An 18,177-nucleotide genomic window follows, 5' to 3' on the forward strand; every position below is an offset into this window, starting at 1 on the left:
CGTAGCGCCTAGCCCTGAAAGCGGGGTTCCCGCTGTAGCGCTCAGTGCTGAAGACGGGTTTCCCGTCGCAGGCAACTGAGTAAGAAGGGGACTAGGTAAGAAGGGGACTGAGTAAGCAGCCACGCGGGAACCCGATTCTTCATCCCCGTCGTAAACGAGCAGGGCTTTAACGGTTCCCGAACCCTCCGTTCCGGTAAAGTGTCGCTGGGACATGAGTGTTGAGGTTATCTTGCCCGACTCGAATTTTCACAGGATTGAGGAAGCATTGATCCACGAGATACTTCATTTGCTAGCCTGGTTAACGGCAGACCCAGCCGCCTTTCCCGGAATGGTAAATTGCTCTAGAAACTGCGGTTCTTCAGCTTTGAGAGAAACGATTTGGAATGTCAGATCAAACATTGCCGGGTTAATGTGTCCTGACAAAAATTCCGGCTTTATTTAATCCATAAAGCAGACGATCGCAGCCGCTATTTCGTCTTTGACAAATCTAGGTTAATGAAGGGCAGTGCGCCATCACCGCCCATGACCTGTGGAAATTTGCCGTCCCACTTGTCGATCGCTTGCTTTTGCAATAACTCTGTAGTCAATGTCTCTCGCAGCAATCGTTGCGCTTCTGCTTGTCCTTTTGCCCGATTCACATTTGCTTCGGCTTCTTGTTCGGCTTCTTGAGCGATGTAGACGGCTCGTTGCGCTCGCTGCTCGGCAATTTGTTTTTCTTCAACCGCTTTTGAAAACTCAGTCGAAAAGGTCAGATCGACAACGCTGGTATCGAGAATAATAATTCCGTATTTTGCCAAACGTTCGCTCAAGGCGATGTCAAAATCATGTTTAAGTTCGTCTCGCTTAGTGATCGCTTCCTCTACAGTGCGTCGAGCCGCAGCGATCTTAAACGACTCTTGAGTTTGCGGAGCAATAATCTTCGAGACAATATTCTGCAACGAGCCTTGAGTGCGACGAATCACCACCACTTGACTGGCATCAAGCCGAAAGTTGATTGCAAAACTCGCGGTCAATTGCTGCAAATCTTTGGTCGAACTCTGTGCCGGAACTTCAAACTTTTGCACGGTCAAATCATAAAAATCAACCGTTGAAATGAGCGGCGGCTTGAGGTGAACACCTTCTAGCAACACACCATCTTGAGCTTTACCCAACACACTCAGGACGGCTGCCTCGCCGGGGGTGATGATCACGATCGCATTAATGCCAACCAAAGCAATGATACTCACTAGAGTTAACGCTAATGAAGCGCGCCAGTCGAAACTCTTATTATTCACGGTGTCTTGAATTCTTGATATTACGCTGTCTCCACACTACCTTAGAGACGTTTCGCAGTGATTTAGCCGAAAAAATTCCTGAAGACCTTTCGGCTTTCAGGAAGTCTAGAAGTTCAACGGGACTGGCGGGACTCGAACCCTCGACCTACCGCTTCAGATTTGTGTGAGTTTCCCCACTCTCTGGACTATACCTTCACCCTGGGCAATGCAGCCTGTAGGTGGTGACCGTCTAGTCTCTACACCTTCCTAAATCAATGCCTGCCTTGGTCTGCAACTAAATTTAGGCTTGGCTCGGTATTGCCATGAAGTGCAAACTGGGCATTTAATCACGGTTTGCTGACTCTTTAGGGTTCACCGACTTTGATCACATTCACCGATAGAGTTTCCTCTAAGGTGCCCGGTTGTTCAGGAGGCGGTCGCTCTATCCATCTGAGCTACAGCCCCAAAGTTAAGCGCATTATAGCAGCCAAGCAGAAATAAGGGGAGCGATCGCTATCCTTAAAAACTTATACCAGTTTGATTTACGCGATGTAGAGACATGACATGTCGTGTCTCTACTTGATCGTTCTCAGATCTCAATATGAGTGCCGCTGTGATGTAATCTAAAAATTTGTGACCTGAGCAAACGAATCGGGAGCCGCAAATGGATGTCAGCCTAGTTGTATCTAACCTTTTGAATCCGCCTGTTTTATTCTTCTTTTTAGGAATGTTGGCGGTTTTTGTCAAATCTGATCTCGAAATTCCCTCTCCGATTCCCAAGCTATTTTCGTTATATTTGCTAATCGCGATCGGGTTTAGGGGCGGTTCAGAACTGGTTAAGAGCGGCATTACTCAAGATGTCTTTTTAATGATCGGGGCTGCAATTCTCATGGCGTGTGTCGTGCCGCTCTACACATTTTTTATTTTAAGAATCAAATTAGATCCCTACAATGCAGCCGCGATCGCCGCAACTTATGGCTCAATCAGTGCCGTCACGTTTATCACGGCTGGCTCGTTTCTCGATCAAGTTGGCATTGCCTCTGACGGATATATGGTGGCAGCGTTAGCATTGATGGAGTCACCTGCGATCGTGGTCGGTTTAATATTGGTAAAAGTGTTTGCTGACAATCAAGACGGACAAGAATTTGACTGGGGAGAAATCTTGCGAGAGTCGTTTTTTAACGGTTCGGTGTTTTTGCTGGTTGGCAGCATCATCATCGGCATTTTGACCGGAGAACACGGCGAGGAAGTCTTAAAACCTTTCACACAAGGTTTGTTTTATGGGGCGCTGACCTTTTTTTTGTTAGATATGGGATTGGTTGCTGCTCAGAGAATTCAAGATTTGCAGAAAGCGGGAGTGTTTTTGATTGCATTTGCGATTCTGATCCCAATCTTCAATGCTGGGGTTGGGATTGCGATCGCCAAACTCATTCAAATGCCTCAAGGAAACGCGCTACTGTTTGCCGTTCTCTGTGCAAGCGCGTCTTATATTGCCGTTCCTGCGGCGCTGCGGCTGACGGTTCCTGAAGCCAATCCCAGCTTATATATTTCAACCGCTCTCGCGGTCACATTCCCCTTTAATATCCTGGTGGGAATTCCGCTCTATTTGTATGGAATCAATCTGTTCTGGAGTTAACAATGGAAGTCGTTAAACGCATCGAGATTATGGCGAGTTCGGTCGAACTCAATAAAATTCTGAAAGCGCTAGAGAAATCAGGCGTTCCGGGATACACCGTGATTCGGAATGTGGCTGGAAGAAGTGTGCGTGGCACTGTGTCCGATGATTTCTCAAGCTTGGATAATGTCTACGTGATTGCCTTTTGCTCTACTGAGCAGATTGACACAGTGATTGAGAATTTGAACCCAATCTTAAACAAGTTTGGAGGCGTATGCTTTGTGTCAGATGCAACGCAAATGAATGTAGTCCGATGTGTCGGGTCATGACGGTTAAAAAGCCTTCATTGTCTACGGGCATAGCACGGCAGTGCTCATTTAATTTTCGATCTTAATCCAAACGTCAGTTCGATGAGTTTTTTCGCTTCGTTGTCAGCGGCTTCTGCCCCCTAAATCCCCCAATTTGGGGGACTTCAAGCCAAATTTCTGGTTCAAAGTCCCTCAAATTGGGGGATTTAGGGGGCTTCCCGAATCCATAATCGGAACGAACCACTTCTGTCGAACTGACGTTAATCCACTCTTTCTAACTGCCACAAAATTTGATTGCCTTCTCGTCGCACCCGTGAGACAACCCAGTTGCGCCAAACCCAGTTATCACCGCGGCTGGTGACGGCACTGGCGTTGACATCTATCAGGTCAGCGAGTTCTGAACTGGTGATCAAATAAGCTTTGCTGGCAATCTCATCTGCCATTTGCAGCGTTTCTACCAGGTGCCGCAGGCTTTCGACGCGACCTTCACGGGGCAAGTCTGACAAATCAACGGGCGCGGGCAGTGATGCATCCGTCATGATAACCTCAGGTTCTTGGACTTGATCGGTGAATGTCTTTAACGTAGGGGTTTTGCCGAGAGAAAAGGCACGGGCGATCGTATCACAGCGTTCGTTGCCAATGTCTCCAGTGTGCCCACGCACATAGCGCCACTCGACTTGTTTTGAGTTGAGTTCGTCGAGAATTTCCCACAAATCTTGATTGAGAACGGGCTTCCCTGTCGAAGTTTTCCAGCCTTTTTGCTTCCAGCCTTTGATCCATTTAGTGATGCCGTTTTTGACATATTCGCTGTCAGTGTAAAGGGCGATCGGGTCTTGCTGATCAAAGTCTTGCAAAAACTTAAGGGCAGCGATCGCGGCTTGCATTTCCATGCGGTTGTTAGTAGTTTGCGCGTCGCCTCCTCCCATCTCGTGTACTGCACCGTTGACATAATAGGCGACGGTGCCCCACCCACCGGGCCCTGGATTGCCCGAACAGGCTCCATCGGTGTAGATACGATCGACTTTAGCGGAGTAGTTCATACATCCCAGGTCTAGAAGAGCAATTTAAGATAGCACACGAGTGATGCCGATTAAAGTCGGAGGGCTTGATTGCTGGCAGCGGACGTGATCGATCGCGCAAATCGTCTTGGTAGATAGGTTTGCAAAAACTGGGGGCTGCACTTAAAGCCCTCTAGCGCATCGACGAGATCTCGCTGCCGCACTTCTGGCAAAAGATTTTCAACGACTTCGATCTGTTTGTCGATTTGGATTTCTGACAAAGCTTGACTGATGCTGCCCAAAAATTTTTGCCGTTCTTCTAAAGTCAGGGCAATGTCAGCACTAAAATAAGCCCGAAGACTTCTTAACCCTTCGGACATATCAGCACTCGGTTGATGCAATTCTTTCTCGAGGGCACGCAGAAAAGTTTTGGTGCGACGCGTTTCTTGAGAGGCAATCAGCGCAAAGCCCACCCGCACAACGCCATCATAGAGACTTTTAATATCGAGAGTCAAAAATCCGGTTTCGGTGCGCGAGTTTAAGAAGGCAGTGAAGCCAAACCCAGCAGCGATCGCTCGCAAAAACAGCATCGCGTCTACAACTGGTTTGACTGAGAAAAAATTCGTGATCCACGCCAGAAATACGATCGAGGGAAATAGCAACTGAGCCAGAATCCACAGCCAAAATCCGGGGCTTTTCAAAGGCTCAAAAAACAGCAAGCCTTTGCAGGTTTGTCTTAGCTTTTGAAACGCCACCGGAAGGTTAAACAGTCCTGCGATCAGGGCGGCGATCGTGATCAGTTCCCAATCTAATGATTCGTTCACAAGATGCCACCGATTTGCTGTCCAAAGGTGATTACGGGATGCAGCAAAAAATGACCTCTGGCGGTCAGCGTAAAGTAAGTATCGAGATCGAAGTTTTCGCAGGTCTGCTGCAAGTTTCTCCCCAAAGCCGGAAAGACTTTGTGCAAAATATTGCTGGTGGTGCGATCGATATATCCGGCTTGACAGAGTTCTTGCATTAACTGTTGGGCTTGTTCTTGTGAATGCCCCGTCACATAACCCAATCCTTTGACGGTGAGCGGACGTTTTTCTAAGGCTTGCAACACAGCGATCGAGTGAGCATCCAGTTCAGAAACGGCTTGCTGCAATGACACGAGAAACACCCGTTCTGCTCCCGACGCGCTCGATCTCTGCCTAGTCATTCGTTTGAGCAGGTGTCTGGCTGCCGATCGAAAGTCATCAGCAGTCAGCACCGGAACGGCAATCTCTTTCCAGGTGAGTAATGGAGTTCTAGAGGTTGTAAACAGAGCTTGAGCGCGTTCTTGATTGGGAGATTGGCGCTGTAGACGATCGTAGGCATCTTGATAGAGTTGATGAAGGCGATCGTGCTGCGTTACTAAATGCCGAATTCTCTCTGCAACGTCTGGTTCGTCATGGGCGATCGCGGTGCCGAGAGCATGAATTTGCTGATGCAACTCGGTGGGCAAGATGCCATCTATTTGAGCGAGCGCCAGCAAAAAGGCTTGAAGCGTAAGGATGTCAGTGTGCATAAAGACTCGATCGGTCAGAGATGACCCAGCATTTATAGATGACTTTATTGTAGTGAGTCTCTGAGAAGCGTCTGTCTGCATCTAGATAGGAACTTCTTCGGAGTGATACCCATTTGATTTGTGAATGCGACAGATCCGCGTGAGGGCAGTGCCATGCCCGTACAAAAAGCGTAGGGGCATGCCGTGCCCCGTCAGATCGAACGATCCGTCACAATTGCTTCCGAAATTGGTATGACACACTCGCTTTCAGCCTTGAAGGATTGAACCAGGGGTGAGAAGATAATCGATTACCCTATAAGATAGGGAACTTTTTAGTATTTATGTCCTACCAGCCACTTCACCACAAATATCGTCCGCAAACCTTCGCACAGCTAGTGGGGCAAGAAGCGATCGCCACCACGCTCTCAAATGCCCTTTGTCAACAGCGCATTGCTCCTGCCTATTTGTTCACAGGCGCACGAGGCACTGGCAAAACGTCGAGCGCCCGCATTTTTGCCAAATCGCTAAACTGCATTGCGGTAAACGCGCCGACCGATGCCCCGTGTGGCGTGTGTGAAACCTGTCGAGCCATCACCAACGGCTCTGCGCTGGATGTGATCGAGATTGACGCGGCAAGCAATACAGGAGTAGACAACATTCGTGAGCTAATTGAACGCGCTCAGTTTGCACCCGTACAGTGTCGATACAAAGTGTATGTGATCGACGAAGTTCATATGCTTTCAAATGCAGCATTTAACGCGCTGTTGAAGACTTTAGAAGAGCCGCCCGATCGCGTTGTTTTTATCTTGGCAACCACTGACCCCCAGCGAGTGTTGCCGACGATTATTTCTCGCTGTCAGCGCTTTGATTATCGCCGGATTCCGTTAGAGCCGATGGTTCAGCATCTAGGAATGATTGCCGAAAAAGAGAGCATTTCTATTGCTAAAGATGCTCTGCATTTGATCGCTCAGATTTCTCAAGGTGGGTTGCGTGATGCTGAAAGTTTGCTCGATCAACTGAGTTTATTAGCGGGTGAAGTCACCGTCGATCGCGTGTGGGATTTAGTTGGAGCAGTTCCAGAACAGGATTTAATGGGGTTGGTCGAAGCGATCGCCACCAGCAACCCCGAAGCCGTGCTTGACCACACGCGGCGATTAATGGATCGGGGACGAGAACCACTGATCGTGCTGCAAAACCTTGCCAGCTTTTACCGCGATTTGCTGATCGCCAAAACCGCACCCACTCGCAGCGATTTAGTCGCAATCACGCCCCCCACCTGGAAAAACCTCTGCAATTTCGCTCAAACGCAAGATTTAGGCACCATTTTGGCAGGGCAGCAGCATTTACGCAGCAGCGAACTGCAACTTAAAAACACGACTCAGCCGCGATTGTGGTTGGAGTTGACGCTGTTGGGGCTATTGCCGACTGCAATTGGTCAACCCATCTTGTCTCAGCCTACGATCGCACCTACAGCTCCAGAAGTTCCCGTCTTTAAGCCCGCTGTCAAGGAAGTCACTTCAACCCCTCAGCCCCTTTCTGAACCTGCGATCGCGCCTCAAGTTATTGAAGACGTTGTAGCCGCTCCTCAGCCCAGCGATGCTAACGATGAGTTAGCCCAGACCTGGCAGCAGATTCTCAGTTATGTTGACATCCCATCGACTAAAGGAATCGTCAGTGCCAACTGTCACCTGTTAGCGGTTAACGGTAACGAAGTGATCGTAGGCGTTCGGGGAGAATCGATGGTGAAAATGATTCAACGAACGGTGCCGCTGCTTGGTAGGGCATCTGCTAGAGCGTTAAAGAGAGCCGTTAAAGTCACGCTGCAAGTGTCAGAGGTTATTGCATCTAATTCTGCTTGGTCAATGGAGCAGCCCAATCCTTCAGCCAGTCGCCCGATCGAGTCGAGTCCGCAACCGCCAGAAGTTCCGGCTCCGGCGATCGTGCTACAAGCCAGCGAGTCAAGTGAACCAACTCCTCTTGCCCAACCAGAAGCAGCCGAGAATCCTGATCTCGCTCAAGCTAGAGGTTGGGAAGATGATGAAGTCACCAAAGCTGCTAAGAGTCTTGCTTACGCCTTTAATGGTGACGTTGTAAATTTAGATGATGAACTGGATGTGCCAATCGATTCTGAGTCGATCGCAATCATTCCCCCTGTGGCAGAAACGTTTGAGCCACAGGAGGAACCTGAAGAGGACGATGAAGAGGATGTTGATTTTTAGGTCTAATCTTCGGTGCCACGATGCACCGTTTTGATCCACTTCAACCGTTTGGGACGGAATGACATCCGCACCGTAGCGCTGCCCACGATCGGCAGCCAGTGCATCATATATAACGTGCCGCGCAGCGATTGTAGGAGTGCCACAAACAGAGAGAAGTCAAACCCTTTAGGCGAAGATTGTTTGAGTTGAGCTTCAACGCCGCTCGATCGCTGAACGCGCCGTAGCCCCCCGACCATGCCAAACAAAAATAGCGTCACCGTCAGCCCTGAGATCGGACTGAGCAATAAAGGACGGTTGCGCGCGATCGCCATCAAAAAGTCGGGCAAGGCGGCAGTCGGCATGACGTATTGAATAATCCAAAACATCAGCAGATCGAGGGTTTTGCGCGTTCCCATGCGGTTTCTGGCAATCAGTCGCCAATAGTCGAGATAGCGCTGATAGCCCCCTTCTGCCCAGCGATTGCGCTGATGCCATAGCCCGATCGCGCTCGTCACCCCTTCTTCATAGACCGCCGGAACGGTCACTACATCAATATCCCAGCGATGAACGTGGAGTCGAATCGTCAGATCTAAATCGTCGGTAATAGTTTCTTCGTTCCAGCCGCCGACTTGCTCTAGGGCTTTGCGCCTTACAAACTGACCATTGCCACGCAGTTCGCCCATGCCGCCGATCGCGACTCGCTGCTGATGAATAAAGGCATCGAGCGCCATCTCTGCCATTTGTCCACGAATCCAAAAATTATTGGCATCTTTAGACTGAAACTGAGGCTCGGCTTGCACGATCGCTTTGCGAACTTGCACAGCACCTACCTGCTCGCGATCGAACAAGGGCACCACTCGCCGCAAAAAGTCTGGCTCGACTTGAGCATCCGCGTCGAAGACCACAATAATGTCTCCCTGCGTGAACGGCAACACCTGGTTTAACGCCCCAGATTTGCCGCCTACTGAGTCAACAGGGCGATGAAAAACCTTGAGCTGGGGATATTGGGCTGCCAGTTCATCTAGCAAAATTGGCGTTTTGTCGGTGCTGTTGTCGTCTATCACCCAAACCTCGTAGCGATCGCTGGGGTAATCTAACCGACACAAACGATCGGCGAGAGTGCCGATCACCGCCTCCTCATTTTTTGCCGCAATCATTAGCGACACATAAGGATAAGTTTCTCGTGACTCATCCGATATCGGTTCTGGCAGATCAGACGGACGCGCCATCAAGAATCTGACGGCGTGTAGCCCCATCAACGTGGTCAAACCCAACACAAACCAATAGCCCCAAGTCACTAGATGCAGCGCGATCGTGCCGCCCCAAATCACCACCAAAACCGTAGCCGCTTTTCGCCTGCGCCCTTTAAAGCCCGGATAGGGCGAGTCATCTATCGGATCAAACTCCGACGCTTCGGGCAAATCTCCCACGAGTGCCGCAAGTGCTGCACAGGCTTCTTCTGGAAGCGACTCAAGCTCGTTGTAAGAATCGCTTTCTGGCCAAGAATTCTCCGACATAGGTTACTTGGTTTAACAGCCAATATTTGTCTACACCCTTAAAAAAGCTGGGAATGAGGTAACACCAAACGGTGCAGCCTTCACAGACCGACAGCTTGCCCTGCGATTGCCGAAATTCTTCGACTTCTTCTGACTGCTTATAAAGCTCATAGAGGCGACCCGCGATCGGCAACCCTTTTTGAGCAAAGTGATAGCAGGGCAACAGAAGCTCATCGTGAGGGCCGATGGCAATCACCGCTTCGACCGCCTTACAGCGAGGTTTTTCGGTGTCGTTGCCGCCCGCCTCAATGAATGCCAGCGCCGCCTTATTGTAACCAAGATTGTTATATTTCTTAGCAGCAACCTCGATCGCCTTCACCATATCAGGTGTGGGATTCTTTTTAGAGTTGTAGTTGCTGTGGGCCGTGAACGCAGGATTGAGCCAAATGCGGGCTTGTAGTTGCTCACCTAGTTCGGCAACCTCGCCAATGCGTCCGTAGTTTTGCGCGGTGACCGTGTGATTGAGGACTGGATATTCTCCCAGCGACTGAGCAATTTTAACCGACTCTACGAGCGTGTCAAAAATCTTTACGCCTCTCGACTGATCGTGGGTTTCGGCATCGCCCCCGTCTAACGAGAAATTGAGGAAGTCTACCAAGCCCTGCATTTCTTTGGCGCGCTTGGGGTAGAGAATCGTGTTGGTGGTCATGCTGGTAGTGAAGCCTTGCCGTTTTGCTTCAGCAAAAACCTCAGCCACATCGGATCTCAGCAAAGGTTCGCCACCCGTAAAGTCTACATACCTAACGCCTAGACGACGCAAATCAGCCAGATTTTTTTGAATCGTTTCAAAAGAGGCTTCCTGCTTGGGTTCGAGTGCCCAGATGTCACAAAAATGACAACGAGCGTTGCAGCGATAGGTTAGATAATAATTTGCGACCAGTGGAGCCATATTTTGTGCCAGTAAAGTCTCCTCATTCAGCTTTACAATACCAGAAAAGCGCGGTGGGGTTGATAGCCCGTTTCCTAGAGAGCGGGATGGAAAATGCACACGAGCAGTTTCAACCGCCTATCCATTTCTCAAGGTAAATTTGCGCTGGGCATACGCTGAATGTTCTGGGGCATGAGCAGATTAAGCTTCGCCAAGTGCAAGCAACGAGAACAAGAATCAATGCAAGGTTGCGCTAAATCGAAAACATCATTTGCAGTCAACACCAACGGAATTTTTCTAACTTAATATTTTTTGTCACATCAAAATAAGATTTCTCACTTCCGACAGGGAACGCTCCAGATTCAGGTTGTTAGCGTTGAGATCTGGCACCTGACTAACCGTCAGAATGCTGTCTAGATTTATGTTTAAAAAAGGAAAATAACCATGTTAAACACTTCAGAAGCCGCACTGTTTCTGCTTAAAATGCAGACCAGTTTTGCTCAAGTAGTTGTTGATCCCATCACTTCTAAAGAAGCCGCGCTAGTTTTTTCTGGGTCACAATTTTTAGTTGCCTTACTCGCCGGAGTGATGATGGCATTTGGCTTTCAATTGCTGTTAACAAATTTATCAATTGCCTATTTAGTTTCACCTGGCGGCACTGATGTCGCAACTGATGACTTAGACGATAGCAGCAGCTTAGGAAGCAGCATTCGTAAAATTGAAGCAAAAGTTGGAATCTGGGCATTAGCAACGGTGAGTCTTGCATTGTTTGCTGCGTGCTTTTTAGCCGTTAAACTTAGCTTGATTAATAGTGTCACTCTGGGCGCGATCGTCGGGGTCGTCGTCTGGTCTACTTACTTCTCGATTTTGATGTGGTTTGGCTCAACCACGATCGGTTCGCTAGTCGGCTCGATCGCCAAAACGGCTACTTCTGGTCTACAAGATCTGCTAGGAATGGCAACTTCAGCGATCGGGGCAAATGTTGCCAAAAATCAAGCAGTTTCAACGGCTGAAGATATTGCGGCGGCGGTGCGTCGTGAGATTACGTCGGGCATTAACCCCGATGCTGTTCGAGAAACGCTGCAAAGTTCTCTAGCGAGTTTGCCGATTCCCCATTTAAACCTGGATGAAATTCGCGGACAGTTTGAGAAGATTTTGAACACCGCAGATTTGCAAGAGCTTGCCGACACCGATTTGTTTCGGAACTTCGATCGTCAACAATTTCTAACCTTAATCCGCGATCGTACTAATTTATCGCAAGAAGACCTCGATCGCATCGCTGACTCGCTAGAAAGTGTCTGGAAAAACGTTCGTAAGACTCCCGCAGAGTTGCCCGATCAACTGCTGCAAACTTTCAAATCAGCGACTCCAGAAGACCTGCAATCCAGTCAAGTTTATGAGCAATTAGAATCACTTATTCGGGCTGCAAATCATCCTCACAAAGCAAGCGCATCCCTCACAAATCAGGCGTTGAGATATGGCGTGAGTTCTCTATTGTCGGCGGTGCAGGGTCGAGTCGATTTGTCAGATGTCGATGTTGAGAAAGTGAGCGGACAACTGCAAAAAATCGTCGATCGCACCACTCAACAAGCCACAAAAGTAGGTGAGCAAATCAAAGATCAAGCAGAAAAAGTCGGCGATCAACTTCAAGAACAGGTGGCTGATCAACCTGCTTTGCCTCGCAATATTATCAAGGCAGATGTCGAAAACTATCTGTCAGGATCGCTGCCCTGGCACTTAAATCGGCTGACGATTCAAGATGAGTTTAGAGACATCATTTACGATCCTCAGGCAGACTCGCGGGAAGTTTGTCGTCAACTCGAAGCACTCAACCGATCGTATTTTGAAGACTTACTCACCCGCCGAGAAGACCTCAGCCCTGGTCGAATTCAAGAGAGTGCAACCCTAATGGAAGAGGTGCGTCAGCAAGTTTTGGCGATCGTTGAGCAAGCCGATGCACAAGAGCAGGCGAACAACCTGCAAACCCGTGTCGAAAACTATCTGCGCTCGACCGATAAAGCGCAATTTAATGAAGCAAAAATTCAACAAGAATTACAACAGCTACTTGAAGATCCAGAAGCAGAATTGGAAACGCTACAGGCGCGATTTGGTCAATTCAATCGAGATGATTTAGTTAATTTGTTGCAACAGCGTCAAGATCTTAGTCAAGACGAAGCCAATCAGATTGTGAATCAATTTGAAACCATTCGCGATCGAATTCTTAATTCGGCTCAAGAACTACGCAATCAGGCAACTGCAAAGGCATCTGAGGTGCGGCAACGAGTCGAAGATTATCTTCGCAACACCCAAAAAGAAGAACTGAATCCCGATGCGATCGAGCGCGAGTTAAAACTGGTGTTTGAAGACCCTCAAGCCGGATTGATGGCACTGCGGTCGCGCTTGGCTCAGTTCGATCGCGAGACGCTGGTGTCTCTGTTGAGCCAGCGTCAAGACCTCAGTCAAGAACAGGTTAACCAGATTCTCGATCGCGTTGAGTCAGTTCGCGACCGCATTCTGCAAGCGCCGCGCCAACTTGCCGACACCGCTAAAGCGCAATATGATCAGACTTTGACCGCGATTGCTGACTATCTGAGAAGCACTGATCTCGAAGAACTCAATCCTGAAGGCATTCGCAGAGACTTGACTACACTGCTTAACGACCCAAAAGCAGGCGGCAATGCCTTGAGATCGCGGCTTGCTAACGTCGATCGAGACACGCTGGTTAAACTTCTTAGCCAGCGCCAAGATTTGAGCGAAGCGCAAGTCAATCGCGCGATCGACCAGGTTCAAGACACCATCCGCGATTTTGTGAGAGCGCCGCGTCGCCTCGTCAGTCGTGCCCAACAGCAAGCGCTGACGTTTGAGTCTAGCCTGGAAACCTATCTGAAAAATACCCAAAAAGAAGAACTCAACCCCGAAGGCATCAAGCGCGATTTAAGCCTACTGCTGAGTGATCCGCGGGCGGGTGTGAGCAGCGTGGGCGATCGGCTCTCTCACGTCAATCGAGACACGCTGGTGGCATTGCTCTCTCAACGCAAAGACATCACTGAAGAAGAAGCCAATCAAATCATTGATCAAGTTCTGTCTGTGCGAGACGCGTTTGCAGCGCAATTTGAGAAACTTCAGCAGCGCTTTCAGTCAGTGATTGACCGCACGACTGAGAATCTTAGCCACTATCTCAATTCGTTAAATCGCCCTGAGTTAAATTACGAAGGCATCAAGCAAGATTTCAGCAAGCTGTTTGACGATCCCCAAGCGGGAGCCGATGCCCTGCGGAATCGATTGGGGCAGTTCGATCGCAACACCCTGACTGCCGTTCTCGGCTCGATTCCTAACTTGTCTGAGACTGATGCCGATCGCATCATCAGCCAGATTGAAACAGCGCGAGATGGGGTATTGCATCAGGCAGACTATATCCAGCACGAAACCCAGCGACGGATCAAATCCCTGCAACATCAAGCTAAAAAGCAAGCCCTCGAAACGCAAAAAGCCGCAGCCACAGCCGCTTGGTGGTTATTTGGCACGGCATTGACTTCGCTAGCAGCCTCGGCGATCGCGGGTGCTTTAGCGGTCGGTGGAGTAAATGGGTTGCGATTCTAATCGCAATGTAGGGGCATGGTGTACCTTGCCCCTACGCATATTGGGGTTATTTATTAATATGGATATTAAATTTTGGCGTTCAATGCAAAACCAGAATTGAAATTATACAAAAAACGCATCATTCTAGCGATTTTCGTAGCCTAAATTACAGTCTTGCACTGGTCACATCTAAAAATTGCGCGTAGTCTAGCTAAGGAATGGCGCTACAGAGAATCTTTGATAATGACTAAGAAGACGTTGGTTGTCATCGGCAACGGCATGGTCGGTCACAAGTTTTTAGAACAGATGATCGCCAAAAAAGCGATCGACGATTGGCATCTCGTTACCTTCTGTGAAGAACCTCGCGTTGCTTACGATCGGGTCAACTTAAGCGGCTTCTTTTCAGGCAAAACGGCTGCTGACTTGACCCTCGTCGAACCCGGACTTTATCAAGATCACAACATTCAGATCTACGTGGGTGATAAAGCAATTCGCATCGATCGCGATCACAAAACGGTGACTTCTGCTAACGGCATCACGATTGGTTATGACAACGTTGTGATTGCAACTGGCTCCTATCCATTTGTGCCACCGATTCCTGGAAAAGACACGCAAGGAACATTTGTTTATCGCACGATCGACGATTTAGAAGCGATGGCGGCTCATGCCAAAAGCGCTAAAGTCGGGGTCGTGATTGGTGGCGGATTGTTGGGGTTAGAATGCGCCAACGCCTTAAAGCATATGGGATTAGAAACCCATGTTGTTGAGTTTGCCCCTCGCTTAATGCCCGTACAAGTAGACGACGCAGGCGGCACCGTTCTTAAAAACAAAATTGAGGCTCTAGGAGTCGCCGTTCACGCCAGCAAATCGACCACTGCGATCGTCAGCGAAAATGGCAGAGTTACCAAAATGCAGTTTGCGGATGGTGACGAGCTTCAGACCGATATGATTGTGTTTTCTGCGGGCATTCGTCCTCGTGATGAGATTGCGAGAGATTGCGGATTAGCCGTGGGCGATCGCGGGGGCATTGTGATTAATGATCACTGTCAGACTTCTGATCCTGATATCTATGCGATCGGAGAATGTGCCCTTTACGATAATCGGATCTATGGGCTAGTGGCTCCTGGCTACACAATGGCAACAGTTGTGGCTGATAATCTTTGCGATCGCGGCAGCAATGCTTTTACGGGTGCAGATATGTCTACCAAGCTGAAATTGCTGGGCGTAGATGTCGCTAGTTTTGGTGATGCGTTTAGCAAAACTTCTGGTGCAAAAGAGTTTGCCATTATCGACTCGATTCAGGGCATTTATAAAAAGATTGTGGTGGATGAATCGGGCGATCGGCTCCTTGGCGGCATCCTAGTCGGCGATGCGTCTGCCTACGGCAATTTGCTGCAACTGATGCAAAACCAAATTGTGCTGCCGCCTCACCCCGAAGATTTGTTGTTGCCGCCTCGTGAAGGTCAATCGAGCTTTGCAATGGGTGTGGAAAGTCTGCCCGACACGGCACAGATTTGCTCTTGCAACAACGTTACTAAAGGACAGATTTGCAGCGCGATTCAAGAACAGGGATTGACAGATATCGCCAGCGTCAAGAAATGTACGCAAGCGGGAACCGGATGTGGAGGCTGCGTTCCACTCGTCACCGATCTGTTAAAAGATCAGTTAAAGAAAGCCGGAGTCGAGGTCAAAAATCATCTCTGCGAACACTTCGCTTATTCTCGTCAAGAACTCTATCACCTGATTCGGACTCAAAAAATTGAGACTTTTGATCAGTTGCTGGCGGGTCATGGACAGGGCAAAGGTTGCGAAATTTGTAAGCCTGCCGTTGGCTCAATTCTCGCCTCTGCTTGGAATGATTATGTGCTGAATCCGCCGCATGTTGGGCTGCAAGATACGAACGATGCCTTCCTCGCTAACATTCAAAAAGATGGCACTTACTCCGTTATTCCTCGCATTCCTGGCGGAGAAATCACGCCCGATCGCCTAATCGTGTTAGGTGAAGTCGCCAAAGAATTCGGACTCTACACCAAAATCACAGGCGGACAGCGCATCGATTTATTAGGCGCACGAGTCGATCAGCTTCCCCTGATTTGGAAACGATTGATCGATGCTGGATTTGAGTCAGGTCACGCCTACGGTAAAGCCTTGAGAACTGTGAAATCCTGCGTGGGCAGCACTTGGTGCCGATTTGGAGTGCAAGACTCAACTTCACTCGCGATCGAGGTTGAGCTGCGCTATCGAGGCTTACGCGCCCCTCACAAGCTTAAGTCTGCGGTGTCTGGCTGCACTCGTGAATGTGCCGAAGCGCAAAGCAAAGACTTTGGCATTATCGCCACCGAAAACGGCTGGAATCTCTATGTGTGTGGCAATGGTGGCATTAGACCTCAACACGCTCAACTGATTGCTGAAGACATCGACAAAGAGACGCTGATTAAATACATCGATCGCTTCTTAATGTTCTACATTCGCACCGCTAATCGCCTAGAACGCACAGCAACCTGGCTCAACAAACTTGAAGGCGGCATCGATTATCTTAAGCAAGTGGTAATCCACGATTCGCTGGGCATCTGTGACGAGTTAGAGGCAGAAATGGCGCATCAAGTTGAGACTTACGCTTGTGAATGGAAAACGACGATCGACGATCCAACCAAGCTGATGCGCTTCCGCCATTTTGTCAACGTTGATCAACCTGATCCCAGTTTGGTACACGTCGAAGAACGCGGACAAAAACGTCCGGCGTTTGACGATGAAAAAGAATTGGTGATCACGGGCGAACGATCGTAATCCTCAGGACTTACGCATTTTGACCAAAACCTCCGAGGTTTGCGTAAGTCCTAATCATTGCAAGACCGTTCTCGAAAAAGTTCTAAAAATTCCTATTACTTATGATTCAAGCTTTGCCTACTCAATCGTTAATTAATCAATGGGTGACGATTTGCCCGATCGAGCAAATCTTGCCCAACACGGGAGTCTGTGCCCTGGTCGAAGGTCAGCAAGTTGCAGTTTTTCGGGTTGGAGATGGCACCGAGATTTATGCTCTCAGCAACTACGACCCGTTTAGCAAAGCCTTTGTGCTGTCACGGGGCATTATTGGCGATCGTAACGGCATCCCTAAAGTGGCATCTCCGATCTACAAACAAAATTTCAATCTGCAAACGGGGCAGTGCCTTGACGACGAAACCGTCAGGATTCCAACCTTTGCCGTGAGGGTGATCGAAATGCAAGTGCAAGTCAGCGTTTAAATTTCCTTCTCGCGACATATATCGCGATCGAGGTGTCACCGATAGCGTTAAGAATAAAGAGTATGAAAAAAGATTTATACTCAATTTCTGAAAGCGGGAACGCCGATGATTACTATATTGGAAAACTCTGAACTCAAATTGACGATTCGCCCTGACTTAGGAGGACGAATTGATCAACTCATAGACCAAAAAACCGGGCATGAGTGGCTCTGGCATCCACCTGATTATGATGCAAGTCAAACGCGATCGCTCCCGGTGGGTGCCTCATTTGACGACCATTGGTCAGGTGGTTGGGATGAGATGTTTCCCAATGACGGAGAAGGGTTGTCTCAAAATCGGCATCTGGTCGATCATGGGGAACTGTGGTCGCAGGCGTGGGATGTCGTAGAGACTACACCTTCTAGCATTAAGATGGCGCGATTTTGTGAAACGGTGCCTGTCAGCGTCGAAAAAACCATTCGATTAGAGGAAACTCAGGCTCGAATTGAGTTTCAGTTTCACAACAAATCTGATGAAACGATTCCGTTTTTGTTTAAACACCACGCTGCGATCGCCATCGAAGCTGGAGACGAAATTCTGCTGCCCGACTGCCTAATTGAGCCAGTCGCCTTGGGCTTTAGCAAAATTATTGGACGCGCTCAAAAAACTCATTTCCCGAAAGCGTTTGCCGCCGACGGTCAAGAAGTTGATTTACGAAAAGCTTTGCCGCGATCGTCCCACTCACAAGAATTCTTTTACAGTTCAGATCTGGCTAAAGGAGAGTGTGGAATTCGCAATCAGCGATCGGGCACTGCTTTGATGATGACCTTTGATCAGGCTGATTTTCCTTATGTTTGGGTCTTTCAAATCTATGGCGGCTGGCGTGATTATTATGTGCTGGTGATGGAGCCTTGCACCACCATTCCCTATGATTTAGATGTGGCTTGTCAAAATGGAACGGCTGCTCAACTGCAACCCAAAGAACGTCAGCGCCGCACATTGACAATTCACCTACAGCGATAGGAGGAATCTAGACTAGCGATCGCA

The 18,177-nt window shown here is 49.0% G+C and carries 15 protein-coding genes; 7 read left to right on the forward strand and 8 right to left on the reverse strand.

The window, feature by feature from the left end; all coding sequences use genetic code 11:
• The 3 genes from C7B65_RS27470 to C7B65_RS21435 all read right to left on the reverse strand — a co-directional run.
• Positions 1 to 213: hypothetical protein (locus C7B65_RS27470; protein ID WP_146135839.1), on the reverse strand; the 213-nt coding region annotated here is incomplete at its 3' end.
• A gap of 69 nt (positions 214 to 282) precedes the next feature.
• Positions 283 to 423: a hypothetical protein gene (locus C7B65_RS28040; RefSeq protein ID WP_181314467.1), complete on the reverse strand. Its 141-nt coding sequence runs from the start codon at positions 421 to 423 to the stop codon at positions 283 to 285.
• A gap of 44 nt (positions 424 to 467) precedes the next feature.
• Complete coding sequence (locus C7B65_RS21435) at positions 468 to 1,226, reverse strand: prohibitin family protein (RefSeq protein WP_223257435.1); 759 nt, start codon at positions 1,224 to 1,226, stop codon at positions 468 to 470.
• Between the two features lie 691 nt (positions 1,227 to 1,917).
• Between C7B65_RS21435 and C7B65_RS21440 the strand changes: the two genes are divergently transcribed.
• Both C7B65_RS21440 and C7B65_RS21445 read left to right on the forward strand, forming a co-directional pair.
• Positions 1,918 to 2,889, forward strand: a complete 972-nt coding sequence (locus tag C7B65_RS21440) for a sodium-dependent bicarbonate transport family permease (RefSeq protein ID WP_073073938.1) — start codon at positions 1,918 to 1,920, stop codon at positions 2,887 to 2,889.
• 2 nt (positions 2,890 to 2,891) lie between these two features.
• Complete coding sequence (locus tag C7B65_RS21445) at positions 2,892 to 3,197, forward strand: P-II family nitrogen regulator (RefSeq protein WP_073073936.1); 306 nt, start codon at positions 2,892 to 2,894, stop codon at positions 3,195 to 3,197.
• A 239-nt stretch (positions 3,198 to 3,436) separates the two neighbouring features.
• Here C7B65_RS21445 and rnhA read toward each other — a convergent pair whose 3' ends face one another.
• From rnhA to C7B65_RS21460, 3 genes are read right to left on the reverse strand one after another with little or no spacing between them, the layout of a single operon-like run.
• A complete protein-coding gene (gene rnhA / locus C7B65_RS21450; RefSeq protein WP_073073934.1) occupies positions 3,437 to 4,216 on the reverse strand; it encodes a ribonuclease HI in 780 nt (259 codons plus the stop codon).
• A 50-nt stretch (positions 4,217 to 4,266) separates the two neighbouring features.
• Complete coding sequence (locus C7B65_RS21455) at positions 4,267 to 4,998, reverse strand: hypothetical protein (RefSeq protein ID WP_073073932.1); 732 nt, start codon at positions 4,996 to 4,998, stop codon at positions 4,267 to 4,269.
• Entirely contained in the window at positions 4,995 to 5,726 is a 732-nt protein-coding gene (locus tag C7B65_RS21460) for a hypothetical protein (protein ID WP_073073930.1), read from the reverse strand. Before C7B65_RS21460 ends, C7B65_RS21455 begins: the two co-directional genes overlap by 4 nt.
• Before the next feature lie 320 nt (positions 5,727 to 6,046).
• Between C7B65_RS21460 and C7B65_RS21465 the strand changes: the two genes are divergently transcribed.
• Entirely contained in the window at positions 6,047 to 7,924 is a 1,878-nt protein-coding gene (locus tag C7B65_RS21465; RefSeq protein ID WP_073073928.1) for a DNA polymerase III subunit gamma/tau, read from the forward strand.
• Positions 7,925 to 7,926: 2 nt separating this feature from the next.
• Here C7B65_RS21465 and C7B65_RS21470 read toward each other — a convergent pair whose 3' ends face one another.
• Together C7B65_RS21470 and C7B65_RS21475 are read right to left on the reverse strand one after the other, a co-directional pair.
• Complete coding sequence (locus tag C7B65_RS21470; RefSeq protein WP_073073926.1) at positions 7,927 to 9,420, reverse strand: glycosyltransferase family 2 protein; 1,494 nt, start codon at positions 9,418 to 9,420, stop codon at positions 7,927 to 7,929.
• A complete protein-coding gene (locus C7B65_RS21475; protein ID WP_073073924.1) occupies positions 9,374 to 10,348 on the reverse strand; it encodes a radical SAM protein in 975 nt (324 codons plus the stop codon). The genes C7B65_RS21470 and C7B65_RS21475 overlap by 47 nt, the downstream gene beginning before the upstream one ends.
• A gap of 423 nt (positions 10,349 to 10,771) precedes the next feature.
• Here C7B65_RS21475 and C7B65_RS21480 point away from each other — a divergent pair, with 423 nt between their 5' ends.
• From C7B65_RS21480 to C7B65_RS21495, 4 genes are all read left to right on the forward strand, one after another.
• Positions 10,772 to 13,927, forward strand: coding sequence for a hypothetical protein (locus tag C7B65_RS21480; RefSeq protein WP_073073922.1), 3,156 nt, complete (start codon positions 10,772 to 10,774; stop codon positions 13,925 to 13,927).
• A 222-nt stretch (positions 13,928 to 14,149) separates the two neighbouring features.
• Positions 14,150 to 16,693 (forward strand): nitrite reductase large subunit NirB, encoded by a 2,544-nt coding sequence (gene nirB, locus C7B65_RS21485; protein WP_073073920.1) that lies wholly within the window; start codon positions 14,150 to 14,152, stop codon positions 16,691 to 16,693.
• A 101-nt stretch (positions 16,694 to 16,794) separates the two neighbouring features.
• Positions 16,795 to 17,151 carry a nitrite reductase small subunit NirD gene (nirD, locus tag C7B65_RS21490; RefSeq protein ID WP_073073918.1) on the forward strand — a complete coding sequence of 119 codons (357 nt, stop codon included), beginning with the start codon at positions 16,795 to 16,797 and terminating at the stop codon, positions 17,149 to 17,151.
• Between the two features lie 105 nt (positions 17,152 to 17,256).
• Positions 17,257 to 18,153, forward strand: coding sequence for a DUF4432 family protein (locus tag C7B65_RS21495; RefSeq protein WP_106254119.1), 897 nt, complete (start codon positions 17,257 to 17,259; stop codon positions 18,151 to 18,153).
• Positions 18,154 to 18,177 lie beyond the last annotated feature (24 nt).

Source organism: Phormidesmis priestleyi ULC007, from assembly GCF_003003695.1.
GTDB lineage: Bacteria > Cyanobacteriota > Cyanobacteriia > Leptolyngbyales > Leptolyngbyaceae > Phormidesmis_A > Phormidesmis_A priestleyi_A.